Raw genomic sequence first — 22,798 nt, 5'->3', positions numbered from 1 at the left:
TAGTTTATTCAACAATATTTTTATAGTGAATTTTTGTAGTTTTTTTCAATTATCTATTGGAAAGAAAATAGTAATGGCTATTACCGGAATATTTCTTATGATATTTCTTTTGTTACATTTAAGTATTAATCTATTTCTTTTTTTAGGAGAGGAAAAATTTAATAATGCTGTTTATTTTATGAGAAATAATTTTCTTATTCATTTTTTAGAATATTTATTGGCTATTGGTTTTATTATTCATATTCTATTTGGAATTAGATTGCATTTGCAAAATAAAAAAACAAAAGGAGAAATAAATTATGCCATAAATTCTTATGTTACTTCATCATTTAGTAGCAGGACGATGATATATACTGGGATTTTAATCTTATGTTTTCTAGTATTACATTTGATGAATTTTACAATTCCTATGAAATATTATAATAATCAATTATCTGATTATGAACAGGTTATTTCATTATTTCAAAATCCAATATATACATTTATATACGTATTATCCTTTATTATTTTGGGGATTCATTTAAATCATGGATTTCAATCTTCTTTTCAATCTTTGGGATTATCTAATAAAAAAAAACTTATTTGGATAAAAAGATTAGGTTTATTTTATTTTTGGATCATTTGTTCTGGATTTTCTATTATTGCTGTATGGTTTTTTTTAAAAAAATAGAAATTAATTAATATTAATAATGAAATACGATTTAAAAAAAAATAATCAAGTCCCAGAAGGAAAAATAGATAAAAAATGGAATAATCATAAATCAATTTTAAAATTGATATCTCCTAATAATAGATCTAATTTTGATATTATTATTATAGGATCTGGATTATCAGGTGGTTCTGCTGCAGCTTCTCTATCAGAATTAGGATATAAGGTTAAAGTTTTTTGTTATCAAGATTCTCCAAGAAGGGCTCATTCTGTTGCAGCACAAGGAGGAATTAATGCTTCTAAAAATTATAAAGGAGATAATGATTCTATATATCAACTTTTTCACGATACAATAAAAGGAGGAGATTATAGATCTAGGGAAGCTAATGTATATCGTTTATCTGAGATTTCTTCTAATATTATTGACCAATGTGTAGCTCAGGGGGTTCCATTTGCTAGAGATTATGCTGGTTATTTAGAAACAAGATCTTTTGGAGGGACAAAAGTAGCCAGAACTTTTTATGCTAAAGGGCAAACGGGACAACAGTTATTATTAGGTTGTTATTCAGCAATTTGTAGACAAATAGGAAAGGGAAAAATAAAAATGTACAATCGTCATGAAATGTTAGATTTAGTATTGGTAGAAGGAGTAGCTAGAGGTATTATCGCTAGAAATTTAGTTTCTGGAAAATTAGAAAAACATAGTGCACATGCTGTAGTAATAGCTTCAGGAGGATATGGAAATGTTTTTTTTCTATCTACTAATGCAATGGGAGCTAATGCTAGTTGTATATGGAAAGTTCATAAAAAAGGAGGATTATTTGCTAATCCTTGTTATACACAAATACATCCTACATGTATTCCAATTCATGGAGAATATCAATCTAAATTAACGTTGATGTCAGAATCATTGAGAAATGATGGAAGAATATGGGTGCCAAAAAAATTAGAAGATGCAAATTTTATACGAAATGGTATTAAAAAACCAGAAAATATAAATGAAGAGAATAGAGATTATTATTTAGAGAGGCGTTATCCTTCATTTGGAAATCTTGTTCCAAGAGATGTAGCATCTAGGGCTGCTAAGGAACGATGTGATAAAGGTTTTGGAATAGAAAATAACGAAAATGGAGAAGGAGTATTTTTAGATTTTAATTCTTCTATAGAAAAATATGGAGAAGAGAAAGCAAATGAATTAGGTATAAATAATCCTTCTTTAGAAAAAAAAAGACAGCTGGGAAAAGAAGTAATAGAATCTAAATATGGAAATTTATTTCATATGTATGAAAAAATAACTGAAAAAAATCCATACGAAACTCCTATGAAGATTTATCCTGCAGTACATTATACTATGGGAGGGTTATGGGTAGATTATAATTTAATGTCTAACATCCCTGGATGTTTTGTAATAGGTGAAGCAAATTTTTCTGATCATGGATCTAACCGTCTAGGTGCTTCTGCTTTAATGCAAGGATTGGCTGATGGATATTTTATTCTTCCATATACTATAGCTAATTATTTAGCTAAATATGTTACGTATAAAAATGAAAATTTTTCTATTAAAAATGTAGAATTTAATAAATCAGAAAGTTTTGTAAAAAATAAAATAAAAAGACTTATCCAGAATAATGGGAAAAAATCTGTCGATTTTTTTCATAAAAAGCTTGGAAATATAATGTGGAAATATGTAGGAATGAGCAGAAATCATACAGGACTATCAAAATCAATAAATAAAATACAAGAATTACGTAATGAATTTTGGAATAACGTTTTTGTTCCAGGAGATGTTGAAGATGGACTTAATACTGAATTAGAAAAGGCTGGTCGTGTTGCAGATTTTCTAGAATTAGGAGAATTGATGGCAATGGATGCTTTAAATAGAAAAGAGTCTTGTGGATGTCATTTTAGAGAAGAGTATAAAACAAAGGAAGGAGAAGCACTTCGTAATGATCTTCATTATAAATATGTTTCTGCATGGGAATATCAAGAAAATAAATTTATTAGTGATGAAATTATGCATAAAGAATATTTAGATTTTAATTTTGTAAAATTAGAATCACGTTCTTATAAATAAAAATATAAATTTTATGAAAGAACTTCTTAATTTTAAATTAAAAATATGGAGACAAAAAAATAATCAAGATAAAGGTTATTTTAAAACTTATAAAGTCAACAATATATCACCAAATAGTTCATTTTTGGAAATGCTAGACATATTAAATAATCAAATTCTTTTTGATAATAAAGAATCAACCATATCATTTGATCATGATTGTCGAGAAGGTATTTGTGGAATGTGTTCTCTTTACATAAACGGAAGAGCACATGGACCAGATAATTTGGTTACTACTTGCCAATTATATATGCGAAATTTTCATAATGGCGAAACTATATATGTTGAACCTTGGAGGGCAAAACCGTTTCCTATAATTAAGGATCTTATTGTAGATAGATCTTCTTTTGATAGAATTATTATATCTGGAGGGTTCATTTCTGTAAACACATTTGGAAAAACTATAGATGGAAATATAATTCCTATCCCAAAAGAAAAAGCAGATAAAGCTTTTGATGCAGCTACTTGTATTGGTTGTGGTGCATGTGTAGCAGCATGTAAAAATAGATCTGCCATGTTATTTGTTTCAGCAAAAATTTCTCAATTTTCTTTTTTACCTCAAGGAAGAATAGAGAGAAAAAAAAGAGTATTTAATATGATTAGTAAAATGGATGAAGAAGGCTTTGGTAGTTGTTCAAATACTAAAGCATGTGAAGTAGAATGTCCAAAAGGAATATCTACGGAATATATTACTTTTGTAAATAAAGAATATATTAGTTCATTCACTTAATTTTTTATTTTTTTCATGGAATATTTAGATTTCGAAAAACCAATACAAGAGATTCAAGATCAATATTTAAATTGTATTCTTATAGAAGAAAAAAGTGGAGTTAATATGAAAGGGGTTTGTAATGAATTACAAACGAAGTTAGAAAAAATTATTAAAAAGGTCCATAGTAATTTAACTCCTTGGCAAAGAGTGCAATTGTCTAGACACCCAAATAGACCTTATACTTTAGATTATATAAAATCAATAACAAAAAAAAATTCTTTTATAGAATTACATGGAGATAGAAATTTTGGAGACGATAAAGCTATTGTTGGAGGATTTGGAAAGATAGATGATATTACTTTTATGTTAATAGGTACTCAAAAAGGAAGGAATACGAAAGATAGACAATATAGGAGATTTGGAATGCCTAATCCGGAAGGCTATAGAAAAGCATTGCGTTTAATGAAATTAGCAGAAAGATTTCGAAAACCTATTGTAACTTTTATTGATACGCCAGGGGCTTTTCCTGGGATAGAAGCAGAACAAAGAGGTCAAGGAGAAGCTATTGGGAAAAATATTTATGAAATGATGTGTTTAAAAGTTCCTATTATTGTTCTTATAATAGGAGAAGGTGCTAGTGGTGGAGCTTTAGGTATTGGTATAGGGGATATAGTTTCTATGATGGAAAATTCATGGTTTTCTGTTATTTCTCCTGAAAGTTGTTCTACAATACTTTGGGGAAATTGGGATAAAAAAGAAAAATCAGCAAAAGCATTAAAACTAACTGCAGAAGATATGCATAAATTAAATCTTATAGATGATCTAATTAAAGAACCATTAGGGGGGGCTCATTTTCAGCCAGAAAAAGCTTATAAAATTGTAAAAAAACAAATTATAAAATATTATAAACACTTATCAGTTATTAATCTTGAATCTCTTATTAGGAAAAGAAAAAATAAGTATATTTCTATAGGTCATTTCGATGAGAAATAAAATGTTAAAACAAATTCCGTATTTTTCTTAATAAAATAGAATGGATCATATAAAACAAGGACAAGGAGAAGATAGTTATTTTTATCTTAATTATTCGAATTCAAATTTTTCAAAAAAAGGAAAAATCCCACCTCAAGCTTTAGATTTAGAACAGGCTATCATAGGAGCAATAATGATAGATAAAAAAGGATTAGATGAAGTTATTGATATTCTTTATCCTGAAGTTTTTTATAAAAAAGAACATCAAGACATATTTAATGTAATTAAAAAATTATATCATAATTCTCAACCTATAGATTTATATACAGTTTCAAATGAACTTAAAAGTTCTGAAAAATTAAATTCAATAGGAGGAGAGATTTATTTAATAGAATTGACTCAAAAAGTTATCTCTTCAGCTCATATAGAATATCATAGTCGTATTATTCTGCAGAAATTTATTTTAAGAAAATTAATTAGTATATCTTCCGATATAATAAAAAAATGTTATGAAGAAACAACGGATGTTTTTGATCTTTTAGATAGAGCAGAATCCAATTTATTTGATATTAATCAAAAATATTTAATAACAAAAAAATATGAGAATACTCATTCCCTGGTAAAAAAAGCTATAGATAAGATAAAAGAATCTGCAAAAAATGGATTAAGTGGAATTTCTTCAGGATTTAAAAAAATGGATGATATAACTTCTGGTTGGCAAAATTCTGACTTAATCATATTGGCATCTAGACCTGGTATGGGAAAAACTACTTTTATGTTATCTATGGTTAGAAATATTGCGATGGAACAAAAAATTCCTGTTATAATTTTTTCTTTAGAAATGTCTTCTGTACAGTTAGTTACAAGATTAATTTCATCGGAAACAGGAATTTCTTCAAATAAAATAAAAAGAGCTACTTTATCTGATTTAGATTGGAATAATTTGACTGAAAAAACAAAAAATTTAATAAATGCTCCATTATTCATAGATGATACACCTTCTTTATCTATATTTAATTTACGGTCAAAATGTCGTAAACTAATATCTCAACATAAAGTTAAATTGGTATTGATAGATTACATGCAGTTAATGGCTATAAATAATAATAATGGATTTAGATTTCAAAATAGAGAACAAGAGATCTCAGTAATATCTCGTAATTTGAAATCAATTGCTAAAGAATTAGATATTCCTATAATAGCATTATCGCAATTATCAAGAGCTGTTGAAACAAGAGGTGGAAATAAACGTCCTTTACTATCAGATTTACGAGAATCAGGAGCAATAGAACAAGACGCTGATATTGTATTATTTCTTTATAGACCTGAATATTATGGATTTAAAAATTGGGATACAGATAAAGATAATGATACTTGTATAGGTCAAGCAGAAATTATAATAGCTAAACATAGAAATGGAATACTGGATAAATTTCGTTTAAAATTTATAAGTGATCAATCCAAATTTATTAATTTGGAAGAGACTAAACAACCTTTATTAGCTTGGGAAGAAGATTATAAAAAAAATATTTTAGATAAAGAAAATTTTATTGAAGATTATTCTAATGAAGATTTTTCTAATAATGAAAATTACAATCATTATGAAAATGAAAATTTTTTAGATGAAGATTACTTCAATATAGAAAAATAATAAAATAAAGTATTGGATTTTGAATGGTTTTTTTCTAAGAAAACAATCTGGAAAAGTTCTAGTAAAAATAAAACTTTTCAAACAGTAGTTATCATAACGCAAATAGTAATATTTATTAGTCTATTAATAACTATTTTTACTTTTTCAATAGGATTTGGATTTAAAAATCTTACAAAAGAAAAATTATTAAATATTAAAGGTCAAATTACTGTAGTAAATAAAGATTCAGAAAATAAAATTCCTATTGATTCTTCCAAAATCAAAAATTCATCTTTAAAAAATTTTTTATCAATTGATAATATTAAGGTTAAGAATATTTATCCATTCGCAGAAAATAATGTACTTATCGGAATAAATAATAAAATATTAGAAAAATTTATATTTAAAGGAATATATGAAAATTACAATCCTATTTTTTTTCACTATTTTTTAGTTAGCTTAGAAAAAAAAAATAATAAAAATAGTTTTTTATCAAATAATAACATTCTTTTATCTAGAAAAATATCTTTTTTATTAGGGTTAAATATTGGATCAAATCTAAAAATAGATTTTATGATATTTAAAAAAAGATCATCTATTCCTATTATTATATCTAAAGTCTTTAAAATTTATGGATTGTATGAAACTGGAATTCCAGAATTTGATAATTTATATATTATTGGAAATATAAAACATATCCAATCTATTTATGGATGGAAAAAAGAATTTGTAGAAGGATTCGAAATATTTTTGTATAATTTTTACAAAAAAAATATTTTTAATCAAAAAAAATACAAAAATTTTTTGTTAAAAAGTGCTAATAATGAATATTATAATGATTTTATTACATGGATTAATATATTTAATACTAATATTATTATAATTGTTTTTATTGTTTTCATTTCTTTAATTATCAACATGATAACATTTATTCTAATTCTTATTTTAGAAAGAATGAAAACTATAGGAATTTTAAAAATGATGGGAGCTAGAAATAAAAATATATACTATATATTTTTATTTTACATCATGCATATATTTATTCCTCCATTAATTATAGGAAATATAATTGGTATTAGTTTATTATTGATACAAAAAAAATTTCATATTTTATCATTAAATAAAATGCAATATTTTATTGATTTTATTCCTGTAAACTTAAATTACATTGATATTATTATGATAAACTTATCTATTATTTTTATCTGTTTTTTAACAGTTATTTTTCTTTCTTTATTTTTCATAAACAAAATTTATCCAAAAAAGGTTATAGATTTTGAATAATATTCAAAAATTAATTTTTGTATTTTTGTTGATTAAAAAACTTATCAATTTTTATTTTGGTACTTATAAAATCTTCATCTGGAATTAGGGGAACGATAGGAGGAGAAAATGGAAAAAGTTTCTCACCAATTGATATAATTAAATTTTCTTCTGCATATATTTCTTGGATAAGAAAAAAATATAAAAATAAGAAAGAATATGTTCTTATTTTAGGAAGAGATGGACGTAAAACGTCTACTTTTTTTAAAAAATTACTAATAATAATTTTTCAAAGTTTAGGAATTAATGTTATTGATATTGGACTATCTACAACTCCTACTGTTGGAATAGCTATTATTAATGAAAAAGCTGATGGAGGTATAATGTTAACTGCTAGTCATAATCCAAAAAATTGGAACGGATTAAAAATGTTTAATAATTATGGAGAATTTTTATCAGAAAATGATTATAAAATGTTATTTAATATTGCAGATAAAGAACGTTTTAATTTTGTTTCTTATAAAGAAATAGGAAACGTTGTTGAAAAAAAAGACTACATACAAAAACATATAGATAAAATTATTTCATTACCAATTATAGATAAAAATGTTATTGAAAAAGCTAAATTTAAAATAGTAGTAGATGGAATAAACTCTGCCGGAGGAATAGCAGTACCTCTTCTATTGAAAAGTTTAGGAGTTTCTGTAATAGAAATACATTGTAATCCTAATGGAGATTTTGTTCATAAACCTGAGCCTATTAAAAAAAATTTAATAGAAATATGCAAAAAAGTCCCAAAATATAAAGCAGACATGGGGATCTCTGTAGATCCAGATGTAGATCGAGTAGTATTTGTTGGCAATAATGGAAATTTCTTTGGAGAAGAATATACAATAGTTTCTATTGCTGATTTTATCTTAAAAAATAAGATTGGGCCTGTAGTTTCTACATTATCTTCTTCGCAAGCTTTAAAAGATTTATCTGAAGAAATAGGTGCACCTTATTATTCAACTCCTGTTGGAGAGGTACATGTTGTTAAAAAAATGAAAGAGGTAAATGCTATTATAGGTGGAGAAGGGAATGGGGGGGTTATTTATCCAAGTCTCCGTTACGGAAGAGATGCATTAGTTGGAATAGCTTTATTTTTAACTTATGTTGCTAAATTAGACAAAATTTCTTTATCTAATTTAAAGAAAAGATATAATAACTATTATATGTCTAAAAAAAAAATAAGATATTCTTCTTATAAAAAAATTTTTTTAAATAAAATAGTAAAAAAATATAAAGGGAAAAAAATGGATTTTAGTGATGGAATTAAAATTTATTTATTAAGTAATGAATGGATTCATATAAGAAAATCCAATACAGAAAATATTATTAGAATACATACAGAAAGTACTTCTAAAAAAAGATCTGAATTTTTATCAAAAGAAATATTAAAAGATATAATAGAAAAAAAATAAATTAATATGTTACAAAATATAGTGAAATATATAGAAGATAAATATCATCATAAAAATGATTTTCCATTATTTAATTCTGGCGACACTATAACTGTTTTTTTTGAAATTAAAGAAGGAGAGAAAAAAAGAATACAGTCTTTCAAAGGTGTTGTAATTAAAAAACAAGGAATAGGAGCAACTAAAACTTTTACTATAAGAAAAACAAGTGGAGGAATAGGTGTTGAACGTGTATTTATTTTCAGTCAACCCAATCTAAAAAAAATAGATATAAACAAAAAAGGAAAAGTAAGAAGATCAAAAATCTATTATTTTAGAAAACTAAAAGGAAAAAAAGCTAAGATAAAAAGTTGAAAAGAGAGCGAAAAAACTCTCTTTCTTCTTCTTTACTTAATTTCTATGATTTTATTCTTCTATGACTTCGACTTCATTATATCATAATTTATTTTATATTTTATCTATTTCTATTTATTTTTATTTATTACTTTTTTCATTATCTTCAATTTTATCTTTTACTTTTTCTTTTTCATTTGTAGAAGAAGTGGAAGAAGATTCTTCATTACTTTTTGTAGATGATTCTTCATTAGAAGAATTTGTAGTAGGATTGGTTGCAGAATTAGAATCTGCTTGATTTTCATTATTACTACTACTGCTACTGCTGTTATTATTTGCTGATTTCTCTTCTTCTGTTGTTGTATTGGAAGGATTTTCGTTTTTATTTTTATTGTTACAACTTACAGTAAACAAAAATATTGCTAATAGTATTGTAGTAACAGTAATTCTTAGTTTTTTCATCATAATCGATAAATATTTCAGTTATTACATATTCTTGGCAAATTTATATAAAAATTCGGAATGAAAAAATATATCATCAATTGTATTTTTTTTTTGGTAAAAAAAAATATTCCTATATTTTTATTTTCATTTTGAAAATAAGACCATTACAAATATATGGAGTCTATAATTAGATTAACAAATAAAATTATATATTTTTAATAAAAAAATTATGTCTTTATGTCTTTAGATAAAAAGATTTTAAAAGAAGCTTTAACTTTTGATGATGTTTTATTAGTTCCATCCTATTCAGAAGTACTTCCATCAGAGGTTTCTCTCAAGACTTCTTTAACATCTGATATTATACTTAATATTCCCATATTAAGTGCAGCTATGGATACAGTAACTGAATCTTCATTAGCAATTTCCATTGCTAGAGAAGGAGGAATAGGCATTATTCATAAAAATATGGATATCAAGAATCAATCAGAGGAAGTTTATAAAGTGAAAAGAAGTGAAAGTGGAATGATAGATGACCCCATTACTCTTTCTAGAAATTCCACGTTAAAACATGCACAATACCTTATGAAAAGGTATAAAATATCAGGATTACCTGTAATTGATAAGGATCATGTATTAGTAGGAATAATTACTAGAAGAGATATTAAATATCGTACGGATTTAGAATCTCTAGTAGAAAATGTAATGACAAAAAAAAAATTAATTACTTCTTCCAAAAATATAACTTTAGAAGAGGCAAAAAACATTCTTTTAAGAGAAAGAATAGAAAAATTACCCATAGTAGATGATAACAATATATTAATAGGGTTAATTACAATTAGAGATATTGATAATTTAATAAAACATCCTAATGCATGTAAGGACTCTAGAGGTAGACTACGAGTAGGAGCAGCTGTAGGTATAGAAAAAAATACTTTGGAAAGAGTAGGTTCTTTAATTAAAGTAGGGGTAGATATTATAGCTATAGATTCCGCTCACGGACATTCATTAAAAATATTAAATATAATAAAATCAATTAAACATTCTTTTCCAGAAATACCATTAATTGCAGGAAATGTAGTAACAGAAAAAGGAGCAAAAGATCTTATAAAAGTAGGGGCTAATGTTTTAAAAGTAGGAATAGGTTCTGGTTCTATCTGCACTACTAGAGTTATAGCTGGAGTAGGAATGCCTCAAGTAACTGCAATAAATAATGTATATGAATATGCTAAAAAAAGAAATGTTAACATTATTTCTGATGGAGGAATTAGATATTCAGGTGATGTAGTAAAAGCAATTGCGTCTGGAGCATGTTCTGTAATGATTGGAAGTTTATTTGCTGGAACAGATGAATCTCCAGGAGAAGAAGTTATTTTTCATGGAAGAAGATTTAAAACTTATGTAGGAATGGGGTCTTTAACAGCTATGAAAAAAGGAAGTAAAGATCGTTATTTTCAATTTAATAAAAAATATGTTTCAGAAGGAATAGAAGCGATAGTCCCTTATAAGGGAAAAATGAAAGATGTAATATATCAAATTTGTGGTGGGTTACGTTCTGGGATGGGATATTGTGGAGTTTCTACAATTGCAGGATTAATAAAAAAGTCAAAATTTGTTAAAATAACAAATTCAGGTTTAAAAGAAAATCACCCGCATAGTGTAAGCATGATAAAAGAAACTCCAAATTATTATAGGAATAAGTAAAAAAAATACCCGGGACGGGATTTGAACCCGTACGATCAAAATGATCACAGGATTTTAAGTCCTGTGTGTCTACCTGTTCCACCACCCGGGTTATATTTATTTAGTAAGCGAAAGACGGGATTTGAACCCGCGACCCCAACCTTGGCAAGGTTGTGCTCTACCAACTGAGCTACTCTCGCAAATGTAAAATATAAGTAAAATTAATTTATAATTTACCTAAATTATAATATTTCATTTATCATCTAATAAATTTTTTATTTCTTTTAAATAATAAAATATCTTTTCTCTCTTATTTTTTTCATTTATATCCTGTTTCAGGATGCTTTTTGCTTTACAGATAATTTTCTTAGGCATTCCGGATATTTTTGCTACATAAATTCCAAGACTATGTTCGCTTCCACCAGGAGCTAATTTTCTCATAAAAATAATATTGTTATTAATTTTTTTAACAATAACATGTAAATTTTTTATTCTTTTAAAAAGAAGATTCATATTATTTAATTCATGATAATGAGTAGCAAATAAGGTAATAGGTCGTAAGGGATGTTCATGTAAAAATTCAATAATGGATTTTGCTATTGAAATGCCATCATATGTACTAGTTCCTCTTCCTATTTCATCCAATATTAAAAAACTTCTTTTGGATAGATTATTTAGTATATTAGCTGTTTCATTCATTTCTACCATAAATGTAGACTCTCCTAAGGAGATATTATCAGAGGCACCAACCCTACTGAATATTTTATCTATTAATCCTATTTTTGCTTCTTTTGCAGGAACAAAACACCCAACATGTGCCATAAGTATAATGATAGCAGTTTGACGTAAAATAGCTGACTTTCCAGACATATTAGCCCCTGTTATAATTAAAATTTGCTGATTTGATTTATTTAAAATGATATCATTAGGAATGTAAGAAGTTTTAGATATAAATTTTTTTTCAATTACCGGATGTCTTCCGTCTTTTATAAACAAATCTGTGGATTTGTTTATAATTGGTTTTGTATAACAATTTTCTAATGATAAATTAGAAAATGAAGATAATACATCAAGTTTTGCTATAATTTTTGCATTTTTTTGCAAAATTCTTATATCTTTTAATATTTCATCTATTAAATCAATAAATATTTTTTTTTCTAGTATAAAAATTTTCAATTCAGCGCTAAAAATTTTTGATTCATAATTCTTTAATCTTTCTGTTATATATCTTTCTGAGTTTGCTAATGTTTGTCTTTGTATCCAATAAGATGGAATTTTATTTTTTTTTATATTTCTTCTGATTTCAAAAAAATATCCAAATATGTTATTATAACCTATTTTTATATTCTGGATTTTTGTTTTCAATTGTTCTTCTAAAAGAAGTTTATCTAAATATTCTTTTTGTGAAAAATATAATGTTCGTATTTCATCCAATTCTTTAGAAAAACCTTTAACTATAACATTTCCTTTTCCTTTTTCTATTTGATTTGGAGGGTCTTTTTCAATAGTTTGAATTATTTTTTTGGATATAAAATCACATTTATCAAGTGAATTTCCTATATTTATGAATAGATCTGATTTTTGTTTTAAAAATTCATTCCTTATTTTTTCAATGATTTCTAAAGATTTATGTAATGTGAATAATTCTCTAGGATTTATTTTACCAATAGCTATTTTAGAAATTATTCTCTCTATATCATAAATATATTTAAGTTTATTTCTTATGAATGTTCGTATTTTATTATTATCATATATTTCAAGTACTATTTGATGACGTTTTTTTATACAATCTATATTTATGAGAGGGAAAGAAATCCAATTTTTTAATAATCGCCCTCCCATTGGGGTAATTGTTTGATCCATTATCTCTATTAAAGAAACTCCATCTTTATTAATAGAACTAAATATTTCTAAATTACGGAAGGTAAAATCATCTATCCACAAATATTCCTCTTTTTTTATTTTTCGTATGTTAGATATATGTTGTATTTTAAAATGATGTGTATCATGCAAATATGATAATATTACTCCAGAAGCTATAATCCCTAGTTTTAGATCATTTATTCCAAATCCTTTTAAAGAATTCGTTTTAAAATGCAATGTCAATTTTTCATATGCAAATGAATAATTGAATATCCAATCTTCTATTAAAAATGTATGATATTTTTTTTTTAAAAACTTATCAAAAAAATCTTTTTTACTTCTTTGAAATAGAATTTCACTAGGATTAAAATGAGTTATATATTGCAAAATTTTACTTTTATTATCTTCTACAAGAAGAAATTCTCCTGTAGAAATATCCAGTAAACTTAATCCTAAATCGTTTTTTTCTACATGAACAGAAGCTAAAAAATTATTTGATTTAGTTTTTAAAATGTTATCGTTTAATGCTAAACCTGGAGTAACAATTTCTGTTACACCTCTTTTAACGAGATTTTTTCCTTTTTTTGATTCTTCTAGTTGATCACAAATTGCTATACGTAATCCAAATTTTATTAATTTTGGTAAATAAGTATTTATAGAATGACATGGGAACCCAGCTAAATATATACTAGATCTTTTAGTTAAGGCAATGTTTAGTAGTTCTGAACATTTAATTGCATCTTCCCCAAAAGTTTCATAAAAATCTCCAACTTGAAATAATAGGATTGTATCTGGATATTTATTTTTTATATCATTATATTGTTTCATTAGTGGAGTTTCTTCTTTTTTCTTATGAAGAATAGTATTTTTTTTATTCATAAATATGAAATGAAATTTTTGAGTAAAATAGAGGATTTTTATTTATTTTATCATTTATAAACAAACAAATCTTAATGTTTATAGAATATAAAAAATTAGATCTTAATAATATTGCTATAGAAATAGCTCAATATTGGAAAAAAAATAAGATTATAAAAAAAAGTTTTCAAAAATATAAAAATTATTCCAAAAAAAATAGTTATATCCTATATGAAGGGCCACCATCTCTAAATGGGAGTCCTGGTATACATCATATGATTGCTAGAATTATAAAAGATATTTTCTGTAGATATAATACTATAAAAGGAAAAAAAGTTTTTAGAAAATCTGGTTGGGATGCTCATGGACTTCCTATAGAATTAAATGTAGAAAAATATGTAAAAATTGATAAAAATGACGTAGGGAAAAAGATATCTATAGAAAAATATAATTCTATTTGTAAGGAATTTGTTTGTAAGTCTTTGAAAGAGTGGATTTCTTTTACTGAAAAAATAGGATATTGGATAGATTTAGAATTTCCTTATATAACTCATAATGCAAAATATATAGAAAGTGTGTGGTGGGTAATAAAAGAATTATATAATAAAAAATTTATTTATAAAGATTACGACATTCAACCTTATTCTCCTGCAGCTAGGACAGGGTTGAGTTATCATGAATTAAATATGCCTGGATCTTATAAAAGGATAGGACAAATTTCTCCTTTTGTTAAATTTAAAGCAATAAAAGATTCTTTACCAGAAAGGTTGAAGGATATATCTGGAAATATATTTTTTATATCATGGACTACCACTCCTTGGACTTTACCTTCAAATACAGCTTTAGCTATTGGAAAAGACATTGATTACGTTTTAGTTGAAATTTTCAGAATTATAGAAGATAATACTTATTCCAAAGAAAAAATTATTTTTTCCGAAAAATTGATTAATAGAGTTTTACCAAAAGAAAAATTTTATAAAGTATCCAATAGAAAAGAATTGTCTTTTTCTAAAAAAGAGGAAAATAAATCTAGATATTATGTAATATCTAAATTTAAAGGTGAAGAATTAATATATAGTAAGTATCAGCAATTATTACCTTGGTTTAAACCTTATTATAAAAAAGAAAACGCTTTTCAAGTTGTAGAGGCGGATTTTGTAAATGTAGAGGAAGGATCTGGTATTGTTCATATATCTCCTACATTTGGAGTAGAAGATTTTATGATAGCTAAAAAATATGATATACCTCCAATGTTAGTTTTAAATAAAAATGGAGATCCTATTCCTTTAGTAGATTTACAAGGAAAATTTATTAATAGTTTTCCTAATGGATTTGGAGGTAAATATGTAAAAAGTGATTTTATTTCAGATGATGGAGAAATTTTTTCAGCAGATAAGGAAATAGTTTCTTTTTTAGAAAAAGAAAATAAGATATTAAGAATAGAAAAATATTATCATTTTTATCCACATTGTTGGAGAACAGAAAAACCCATTATTTATTATCCTCTAAATTCATGGTTTATAAAAACTACTGAGATTAAAGATAAAATGATTTCTTTAAATAAAGAAATAAATTGGTATCCTGATTTTATTGGTAAAAAACGTTTTTCTTCTTGGTTAGAAAATACAAAAGATTGGAATTTTTCTCGTTCTAGATATTGGGGGACACCACTTCCTATCTGGAGAACAAAAGAAGGAGATGAAGAAATAATTATAGGTTCAATTAAAGAATTGATTAGCGAAATAAAAAAATCTGTTAGATATGGATTTATGTCTCATAATATATTTAAAGATTTTGTAATTGATGATATGAGTGATAATAATTATGAAAAAATAGATTTACATAAACATATTCTAGATAATGTAGTATTAGTTTCTTCTAAAGGAAAATCTATGAAAAGAGAATTAGATTTAGTAGACGTTTGGTTTGATTCTGGAGCTATGCCATATGCTCAATTACATTACCCTTTTGAAAATAAGGAGAATATAGAGAATAACCTTTTATATCCTGCTGATTTTATCGCGGAAGGAGTTGATCAAACAAGAGGTTGGTTTTTTACTTTACATACGATTAGTAGCGTATTATTTAATTCTATAGCATATAAGAATGTAATGTCTATTGGCTTAGTATTAGATAAAAATGGACAAAAAATGTCTAAAAGTAAAGGAAACACCATTAATCCTTTTGATTTAATAAATAATTATGGACCCGATTCTATCCGATGGTATATTATATTCAATTCAGAACCTTGGAATAATTTAAAATTTGATATTAATGGAATTAATATTATAATTAATAAATTCTTTGGAACGTTGTATAATGTGTATACTTTTTTTGCGTTATATGCTAATATTGATGGATTTTCTTACAAAGAAAAAGAATCATCTATTGATAATTATACAGAATTAGATCTTTGGATTATTTCCGAATTAAATTCACTTATAAAAAAAGTAGATAAATATTATACTCATTATAATCCTACTAAAGTAGCTCGAATTATATCATCTTTTGTTTTGGATAAATTGAGTAATTGGTATGTACGATTATGTCGTAGAAGATTTTGGAAAGAAAAATATACAATTAATAAAATAATTGCATATCAAACACTTTACAAGTGTTTGATAAATATAGCAAAATTATCTTCTCCAATAGCTCCATTTTTTTCTGATAGATTATATTTAGACCTAAATTCTCTTACAAAAAAGGAATCTTTTGAAAGTGTTCATTTAACTAATTTTCCTGTTTTTGATAAAAATTTAATCAATGAAGAATTGGAGAATAGAATGTTTTTTATTCGGAGAATAACAGCAATGGTTTTTTCTATAAGAAAAAAAAATAAAATAAAAATTCGTCAGCCTTTACAAAAAGTAAAAATTATTATTACAAATGAAAAAATTGTTGACCAACTAAAAAAAATGAAAGATATTATTCTTAGAGAAACAAATGTAAAGGAAATAAATTTTACAAATTCTTATAAGAATTTAGAATTAGTAAAACATATTAAACCTAATTATAAATCTATCGGATCTAAATTTAGAGAAAAAACTAAAGAAATTTCTAGAATAATAGAAAAATTTGATCAAAAAACTATCAAATATCTAGAAGATAAAAAAAAATATGTTTTCTATAATAATAAAGGAGAAAAAATAACTCTTTTTTTGGAAGACGTAAAAATTATTACAGAATTTGTAAAAGGTTGGGATATTTTTTCTGATGATATATTAACAATAGCATTAGATTTAAGAATTACAGATATCCTTTGGGAAGAAGGATTAATAAGAGAATTAATTAGATATATACAAACGTTAAGAAAAACGTATAACTGTAATATTACTGAAAAAATATTTATATATATAAATACTATTAATAGGATACAATATATTATAGAAAAATACAAAAGTTTTCTTTGTCAAGAGACTTTTGCTTTAGATATAAAAAATAATAGAAAAAAAAATGGATATAGAATAAATTTTGATGGAAAATATATATTATATGTAATGATTCAAAAAGTAGAAGAAAATATATAAGAAATGGAAGAAAAATCGAAAAAAAGGTATTCTATGAAAGAAAGAGAAGAGTTTAAAAGGCTAATATTAGATAAATTAGAAAAAGCAAAAAAAGATTTATCTATGTTAAAAGAATCATTTTCTAATGATCAAAATAATGGGACAGATGATACCTATCCTACTTTTAAAGCTTTTGAAGAAGGGTCTAAAACTTTAAGTAAGGAACAAAATGATCAAATATTAGAACATTTACAAAAATCTATAAATAGTTTGAATTCTGCCTTAATAAGAGTAGAAAATAAGGATTATGGAATTTGTCGTATCACAAAAAAATTAATACCTATGGGAAGACTTATGGCGGTTCCACATACTACTTTGAGTATTGAAGGAAAAAGAATAGTAGAAAAAGATAATAGTAAATTTTGAAAAAGATTTTTTTAATTATTTTTTCTATTTTATTAATAGATCAATTTTTAAAGATTTATATCAAGACCCATTTTGAATTGGGTAGTGGTTTTTGCATATTTCCCTTTTTTTGTATCTTTTTAGTAGAAAATCCAGGAATGGCGTATGGATTTAATCTTGCTCCTGGATATCTTGGTAAAATTTTATTAAGCATTTCTCGTCTTTTTTTAATTTTTTTTATATTGTTTTTTATTTATAAACATGTAAAAAAAAAATCTTCTAATTATTTAATTATTCCAATTATTCTTATTTTATCAGGTGCTATAGGAAATTTTTTAGATAGTGCTTTATATGGATTATTGTTTAATACAGGAACAATTTATAACAAAGAATACAGAAAATGGATTCCTTATTCTGGAATATCTAAACTAAGTTTTAGTAATGGTTATGCCTCTTTAATGGAAGGTTGTGTGGTAGACATATTTTATTTTCCTATAATAAATACTAATTTTCCTAATTGGGTTCCATTTTTTGGAGGAAAAAATTTTCAATTTTTTAAACCTGTTTTTAATGTATCTGATATAGTTATTTTTATCGGTATTATTTTATTTTTATTATTTAAGAGAAGAATAAAAAATATAAAGTTCTTATAATATAGATATTATTTTTTGAGAATTATAAAAATCTCTATAGATTTGTATTAGCCTGATTTTCATTATTACGAAATTGCTTAAAAACAAGTTAATTTGCCGGTGTAGCTCAGTTGGTTAGAGCACGTGATTTGTAATCTCGGGGTCGTGGGTTCGAATCCCTCCGCCGGCTTATTCATGGGGAGATACTCAAGTTTGGTTAACGAGGACAGACTGTAAATCTGTTGGTTCTACCTTCGCAGGTTCGAATCCTGCTCTCCCCATCTAACAATAATAATCTGCGGAAGTAGCTCAGTTGGTAGAGCATCAGCCTTCCAAGTTGAATGTCGCGGGTTCGAATCCCGTCTTCCGCTCTATTTTGTTTATTATTAGATATAAAAAATATGGCCAATGTAGCTCAGTGGTAGAGCACTTCCTTGGTAAGGAAGAGGTCACGGGTTCAATTCCCGCCGTTGGCTTTCTTTAAAACAAAAAAAAACTAATTAATTTATCATGGCAAAAGAAAAATTTAAAAGAAACAAACCACATTTAAATATAGGAACTACAGGTCATGTTGATCATGGGAAAACAACTCTTACTGCTGCAATAACAAAAGTATTATCAGAAATAGGGTTAGCAGAAGAAAAAAGTTTTGATGCTATAGATAATGCCCCTGAAGAAAAAGCTAGAGGAATAACTATCAATACCTCACATGTAGAATACGAAACTGTAAAAAGGCATTATGCTCATGTTGATTGTCCTGGTCACGCTGATTATATTAAAAACATGATTACTGGAGCGGCTCAAATGGATGGTGCTATTTTAGTCGTTGCAGCTACAGATGGTCCTATGCCTCAAACTAGAGAACATATATTATTAGCTCGTCAAGTAGGAGTTCCTAAAATTGTAGTTTTTATGAATAAAGTAGATCAGGTTGATGACCCAGAATTGCTAGAATTAGTAGAAATGGAAATAAGGGATCTTCTTACAAAATATGAATATGATGGAGAAAATATTCCTATTATTCAAGGATCAGCTTTAGGTGCTCTTAATGGAGAAAAGAAATGGATTGAAAAAATTAAAGATCTTATGAATATATTAGACGAATATATTCCAAATCCAATACGTGAAATAGAGAAGCCATTTTTAATGCCTGTAGAAGATGTTTTTACTATAACAGGTAGAGGTACTGTTGCTACAGGTCGTATTGAAAGTGGTATTGTTAATACAGGAGATTTAGTAGATATTATAGGTATGGGAGATAAAAAATTAACTTCTACAGTAACAGGAGTTGAAATGTTTAGAAAAATATTGGATAAAGGTCAAGCAGGAGATAATGTTGGACTATTATTACGTGGAATAGAGAAAAAAGATATTAGAAGAGGAATGGTTATAGGAAAACCAGGCTCTATAAATCCATATAAGAAATTTAAAGCAGAAGTTTATGTTCTTACAAAAGAAGAAGGAGGAAGACATACTCCTTTTCATAATAAATATCGACCTCAATTTTATTTGAGAACTACAGATGTTACAGGAGAAATCCATCTTCCAGATGGAGTAGAAATGGTAATGCCTGGGGATAATATTTCAATGGAAGTCGATTTACATCAACCTGTTGCATTAAGTGAAAATTTACGTTTTGCTATTCGTGAAGGAGGAAAAACAGTAGGAGCAGGTCAAGTTACTAACATTATATAATAAAAATAATTATACGGATGTAGCTTAGTAGGTAGAGCGTCGGTCTCCAAAACCGAAGGTCGTAAGTTCGATTCTTACCATCCGTGCATATTTTTGTAAAATATTATGATAAAAGAAATTAATAGTTTTTTTATAGAAATTTATAAAGAATTTTTTTATTGTATAACTTGGCCAAAATGGAAGGATTTAAGAATTACAACTGTAATTGTAACTTTTTTTTCTATATTTCTCTCTATATTTTTATATAGTGTTGATGGTTTTTTTATCTTCTTAATTAAAAAATTATTTTCAATATAAAATAAATATATAATGAGTAATTTGGAAAGAAAGTGGTATGTTATCAAAACTATTAGTGGACAGGAAAGTAAAGTTAAATCATATATAGAGAATGAAATTAGAGATAATGGATTCCAAGAATATATAGGAAAAATATTGGTTCCTATTGAAAAAGTAATACAAATGAGGAAAGGGAAAAAGGTTTACAGAGAAAAAGTTCATTATCCTGGATATGTTATGGTAGAAGCAAATCTAGATGGAGAAGCTTTTCATGCTATTAAAAACGTTCCTGGAGTAATTAATTTTTTGAGTGAAGGAAAAGGAAATTCTGCTATTCCTATTCCCATGAGGAAAGATGAAGTTAACAAAATGTTAGGGACTATAGATCAATTATCTGAAAATTATGATATAAATATCCCTTTTGTTGTAGGAGAAACAATTAAAGTAATTGATGGTCCATTTAGTGGATTTAATGGAACAATTGAAAGAATAAATGAAGAAAAAAGAAAATTAGAATTAGCCGTTTTAATTTTTGGTAGAAAAACTCCTTTAGAATTGAATTTCACTCAAATAGAAAAAATATGAAAAAAAAAATAATAAAAAAAATAAAAATTAAAAATATAAATGGAGGTAAAGCTACTCCTGCGCCTCCAATAGGGCCTATTTTAGGAAGTGTTGGAGTTAATATAATGGAATTTTGTAAACAATATAATTTTAAAACTAAAGAGAAAGAAGGAGAAATATGTCCTGTTTTAATCACAGTATATGAAGATAAATCTTTTTCTTTTTTAATAAAAAAACCTCCAGTTTCTATACAATTACTAAATGCTATAAAAAAAGATAAAGGATCTAAAGAATCTAATAGACATAAAATTGGAAAAATTAATTTTAATGAAATCAAAAAAATAGCAGAAGAAAAAATGGAAGACTTAAATTGTTTTTCAATAGAATCTGCTATATCTATGATATCTGGGACAGCAAGGTCTATGGGGATAGAAGTTATAGAATAAGTTATAGAAATAGAATAGATATTTAAACTATGTATGTCAAAAAAATTAACTAAAAATAAAAAAAAATATATAAATAAAATTTCTTATACCAAAAAGTATTCCTTAGAAGAAGCTACCGTTCTTATTAAAGAAATAAATTTTGTTAAATTCAATGCTTCTGTGGATATTGCAGTTCGTCTCGGAATAGATGTTCGTTTACCAGATCAAATGATTAGAGGAGCAGTTCAACTCCCTCATGGAATAGGTAAAAATGTAGTCGTATTAGCTTTAGTTAATGAAGAAAAAGAATTAGAAGCTAAAGAATCTGGAGCAGATTATGTTGGATTAGATTTCATTGAAAAGATAAAATCTGGTTGGATTGATGATATAGATGTAATTATTGCAACTCCTTCAGTTATGAATAAATTAGGAGCTATTGGAAAAATATTAGGACCTAAAGGATTAATGCCTAATCCGAAAATGGAAACTGTTTCAACTAATGTTAGAAAATCTATACAGGATATTAAATCTGGAAAAATATTTTTCAAAGCTGATCGTTATGGAATTGTTCATTCTTCTATAGGAAAGATTTCGTTTTCAAGTAAAAACTTATTAGAAAATATAAAGGAATTCATGAAAAAAATTATTCGTAGTAAACCATCTTCTTCTAAAGGTTTATATATAAGAAGTATATATTTATCATCTACAATGAGTAATTGTATACCATTAGATATCAACTACTTTATTAAGCAATGAAGAATAAAGAAATAAAAAAAAAAGAATTATCAGAATTAGTTTCATTTTTTTCTTTTGAAAAAAAAGATAATAATAATGCAATATATTTGGTTAATATATCTCATTTAAATTCTAATCAGATATCTATTCTAAGAAAAAATTTTAGGGAAGAAAATATAAAAATGAAAGTAGTAAAAAATACTTTATTAAAAAAAATTTTGGAAAAAAATGATAAATTTAATCCATTTATTTCTGTTTTAAATGGAAATACTACTATTTTATATTCTAAAAATAAAGGAAATATCATTTCAAAAATAATAAAAGATTTTCATATTGAAGAAAAATCGGAAAAACCATATTTGAAATGTGCTTATTTTCAAGAATCTTTCTATTTCGGAAATAAAGATTTAGATTTTTTAATGAATATTAAATCTAAAGAAGATCTTATTATGGATATCTTGAATATTCTTCAATTTCCAATGAGATATATTCTTTTATCTTTGAATTCATTGAATAATAATATATACAAAATTTTAGAAGCTTTAATAATGATAAAAAAGATAAAAAAATAGTGACTATTTTA

The 22,798-nt window shown here is 25.6% G+C and carries 20 protein-coding genes and 7 tRNA genes; 23 read left to right on the top strand and 4 right to left on the bottom strand.

Annotation, left to right across the window (positions count from 1 at the left end):
* Positions 1-25: 25 nt before the first annotated feature.
* From H0H48_RS02420 to rplS, 8 genes are read left to right on the top strand one after another with little or no spacing between them, the layout of a single operon-like run.
* Complete coding sequence (locus H0H48_RS02420) at positions 26-670, top strand: succinate dehydrogenase cytochrome b subunit (protein WP_185870978.1); 645 nt, start codon at positions 26-28, stop codon at positions 668-670.
* 19 nt (positions 671-689) lie between these two features.
* Positions 690-2,723, top strand: a complete 2,034-nt coding sequence (locus H0H48_RS02415; RefSeq protein WP_185870977.1) for a fumarate reductase/succinate dehydrogenase flavoprotein subunit — start codon at positions 690-692, stop codon at positions 2,721-2,723.
* A gap of 13 nt (positions 2,724-2,736) precedes the next feature.
* Complete coding sequence (locus H0H48_RS02410) at positions 2,737-3,492, top strand: succinate dehydrogenase/fumarate reductase iron-sulfur subunit (protein ID WP_185870976.1); 756 nt, start codon at positions 2,737-2,739, stop codon at positions 3,490-3,492.
* A gap of 15 nt (positions 3,493-3,507) precedes the next feature.
* Entirely contained in the window at positions 3,508-4,467 is a 960-nt protein-coding gene (locus H0H48_RS02405; RefSeq protein ID WP_185870975.1) for an acetyl-CoA carboxylase carboxyltransferase subunit alpha, read from the top strand.
* A gap of 40 nt (positions 4,468-4,507) precedes the next feature.
* The gene (gene dnaB / locus H0H48_RS02400) at positions 4,508-6,097 is read left to right on the top strand and encodes a replicative DNA helicase (RefSeq protein WP_185870974.1); all 1,590 of its coding nucleotides are present in this window, start codon (positions 4,508-4,510) and stop codon (positions 6,095-6,097) included.
* A 12-nt stretch (positions 6,098-6,109) separates the two neighbouring features.
* Positions 6,110-7,360 (top strand): ABC transporter permease, encoded by a 1,251-nt coding sequence (locus H0H48_RS02395; RefSeq protein ID WP_185870973.1) that lies wholly within the window; start codon positions 6,110-6,112, stop codon positions 7,358-7,360.
* Between the two features lie 56 nt (positions 7,361-7,416).
* Positions 7,417-8,802, top strand: coding sequence for a phosphoglucosamine mutase (glmM, locus tag H0H48_RS02390; protein WP_185870972.1), 1,386 nt, complete (start codon positions 7,417-7,419; stop codon positions 8,800-8,802).
* A 6-nt stretch (positions 8,803-8,808) separates the two neighbouring features.
* On the top strand, positions 8,809-9,153 hold the full coding sequence (gene rplS, locus H0H48_RS02385) for a 50S ribosomal protein L19 (RefSeq protein WP_185870971.1): 345 nt from the start codon (positions 8,809-8,811) through the stop codon (positions 9,151-9,153).
* 120 nt (positions 9,154-9,273) lie between these two features.
* Here rplS and H0H48_RS02380 read toward each other — a convergent pair whose 3' ends face one another.
* Positions 9,274-9,597 carry a hypothetical protein gene (locus H0H48_RS02380; protein ID WP_185870970.1) on the bottom strand — a complete coding sequence of 108 codons (324 nt, stop codon included), beginning with the start codon at positions 9,595-9,597 and terminating at the stop codon, positions 9,274-9,276.
* A 216-nt stretch (positions 9,598-9,813) separates the two neighbouring features.
* On the opposite strand from H0H48_RS02380, the gene guaB reads away from it, so the two are divergent.
* A complete protein-coding gene (gene guaB / locus H0H48_RS02375; protein WP_185870969.1) occupies positions 9,814-11,277 on the top strand; it encodes an IMP dehydrogenase in 1,464 nt (487 codons plus the stop codon).
* A 6-nt stretch (positions 11,278-11,283) separates the two neighbouring features.
* Here the strand turns inward: guaB and H0H48_RS02370 are convergent.
* The 3 genes from H0H48_RS02370 to mutS form a co-directional block, all read right to left on the bottom strand.
* Positions 11,284-11,368, bottom strand: a tRNA-Leu gene (locus H0H48_RS02370).
* Positions 11,369-11,383: 15 nt separating this feature from the next.
* Positions 11,384-11,456: transfer RNA gene (locus tag H0H48_RS02365), tRNA-Gly, on the bottom strand.
* A 52-nt stretch (positions 11,457-11,508) separates the two neighbouring features.
* Positions 11,509-13,998, bottom strand: a complete 2,490-nt coding sequence (mutS, locus tag H0H48_RS02360) for a DNA mismatch repair protein MutS (protein ID WP_185870968.1) — start codon at positions 13,996-13,998, stop codon at positions 11,509-11,511.
* A gap of 74 nt (positions 13,999-14,072) precedes the next feature.
* Here mutS and ileS point away from each other — a divergent pair, with 74 nt between their 5' ends.
* The 14 genes from ileS to rplJ all read left to right on the top strand — a co-directional run bounded on the left by ileS (position 14,073) and on the right by rplJ (position 22,787).
* Complete coding sequence (gene ileS / locus H0H48_RS02355) at positions 14,073-17,504, top strand: isoleucine--tRNA ligase (protein ID WP_185870967.1); 3,432 nt, start codon at positions 14,073-14,075, stop codon at positions 17,502-17,504.
* 3 nt (positions 17,505-17,507) lie between these two features.
* A complete protein-coding gene (locus tag H0H48_RS02350; protein ID WP_185870966.1) occupies positions 17,508-17,909 on the top strand; it encodes a TraR/DksA family transcriptional regulator in 402 nt (133 codons plus the stop codon).
* Positions 17,906-18,541, top strand: a complete 636-nt coding sequence (locus H0H48_RS02345) for a lipoprotein signal peptidase (RefSeq protein WP_185870965.1) — start codon at positions 17,906-17,908, stop codon at positions 18,539-18,541. Before H0H48_RS02350 ends, H0H48_RS02345 begins: the two co-directional genes overlap by 4 nt.
* Positions 18,542-18,636: 95 nt before the next feature.
* Positions 18,637-18,710, top strand: a tRNA-Thr gene (locus tag H0H48_RS02340).
* Positions 18,711-18,717: 7 nt separating this feature from the next.
* A tRNA-Tyr gene (locus tag H0H48_RS02335) sits at positions 18,718-18,801 on the top strand.
* A 17-nt stretch (positions 18,802-18,818) separates the two neighbouring features.
* Positions 18,819-18,891: transfer RNA gene (locus H0H48_RS02330), tRNA-Gly, on the top strand.
* Positions 18,892-18,924: 33 nt separating this feature from the next.
* Positions 18,925-18,996 (top strand) — tRNA-Thr (locus H0H48_RS02325).
* A gap of 34 nt (positions 18,997-19,030) precedes the next feature.
* Positions 19,031-20,215 (top strand): elongation factor Tu, encoded by a 1,185-nt coding sequence (tuf, locus tag H0H48_RS02320; protein WP_185870963.1) that lies wholly within the window; start codon positions 19,031-19,033, stop codon positions 20,213-20,215.
* Positions 20,216-20,228: 13 nt separating this feature from the next.
* Positions 20,229-20,301, top strand: a tRNA-Trp gene (locus H0H48_RS02315).
* A 19-nt stretch (positions 20,302-20,320) separates the two neighbouring features.
* Entirely contained in the window at positions 20,321-20,512 is a 192-nt protein-coding gene (secE, locus tag H0H48_RS02310) for a preprotein translocase subunit SecE (protein ID WP_185850254.1), read from the top strand.
* A 12-nt stretch (positions 20,513-20,524) separates the two neighbouring features.
* Entirely contained in the window at positions 20,525-21,076 is a 552-nt protein-coding gene (gene nusG, locus H0H48_RS02305) for a transcription termination/antitermination protein NusG (RefSeq protein ID WP_185870961.1), read from the top strand.
* Positions 21,073-21,501 carry a 50S ribosomal protein L11 gene (gene rplK, locus H0H48_RS02300; protein ID WP_185870959.1) on the top strand — a complete coding sequence of 143 codons (429 nt, stop codon included), beginning with the start codon at positions 21,073-21,075 and terminating at the stop codon, positions 21,499-21,501. Before nusG ends, rplK begins: the two co-directional genes overlap by 4 nt.
* A gap of 33 nt (positions 21,502-21,534) precedes the next feature.
* Positions 21,535-22,236, top strand: a complete 702-nt coding sequence (gene rplA / locus H0H48_RS02295; protein WP_185870957.1) for a 50S ribosomal protein L1 — start codon at positions 21,535-21,537, stop codon at positions 22,234-22,236.
* The gene (rplJ, locus tag H0H48_RS02290; protein WP_185870955.1) at positions 22,233-22,787 is read left to right on the top strand and encodes a 50S ribosomal protein L10; all 555 of its coding nucleotides are present in this window, start codon (positions 22,233-22,235) and stop codon (positions 22,785-22,787) included. Before rplA ends, rplJ begins: the two co-directional genes overlap by 4 nt.
* The last annotated feature ends 11 nt before the right edge of the window (positions 22,788-22,798 follow it).

The organism is Blattabacterium cuenoti, assembly GCF_014252055.1.
Taxonomy (GTDB): domain Bacteria; phylum Bacteroidota; class Bacteroidia; order Flavobacteriales; family Blattabacteriaceae; genus Blattabacterium; species Blattabacterium cuenoti_D.
The sequence above is the reverse complement of the archived record's forward strand: the minus strand, read 5'-3'. Positions and strand labels throughout refer to the sequence as shown.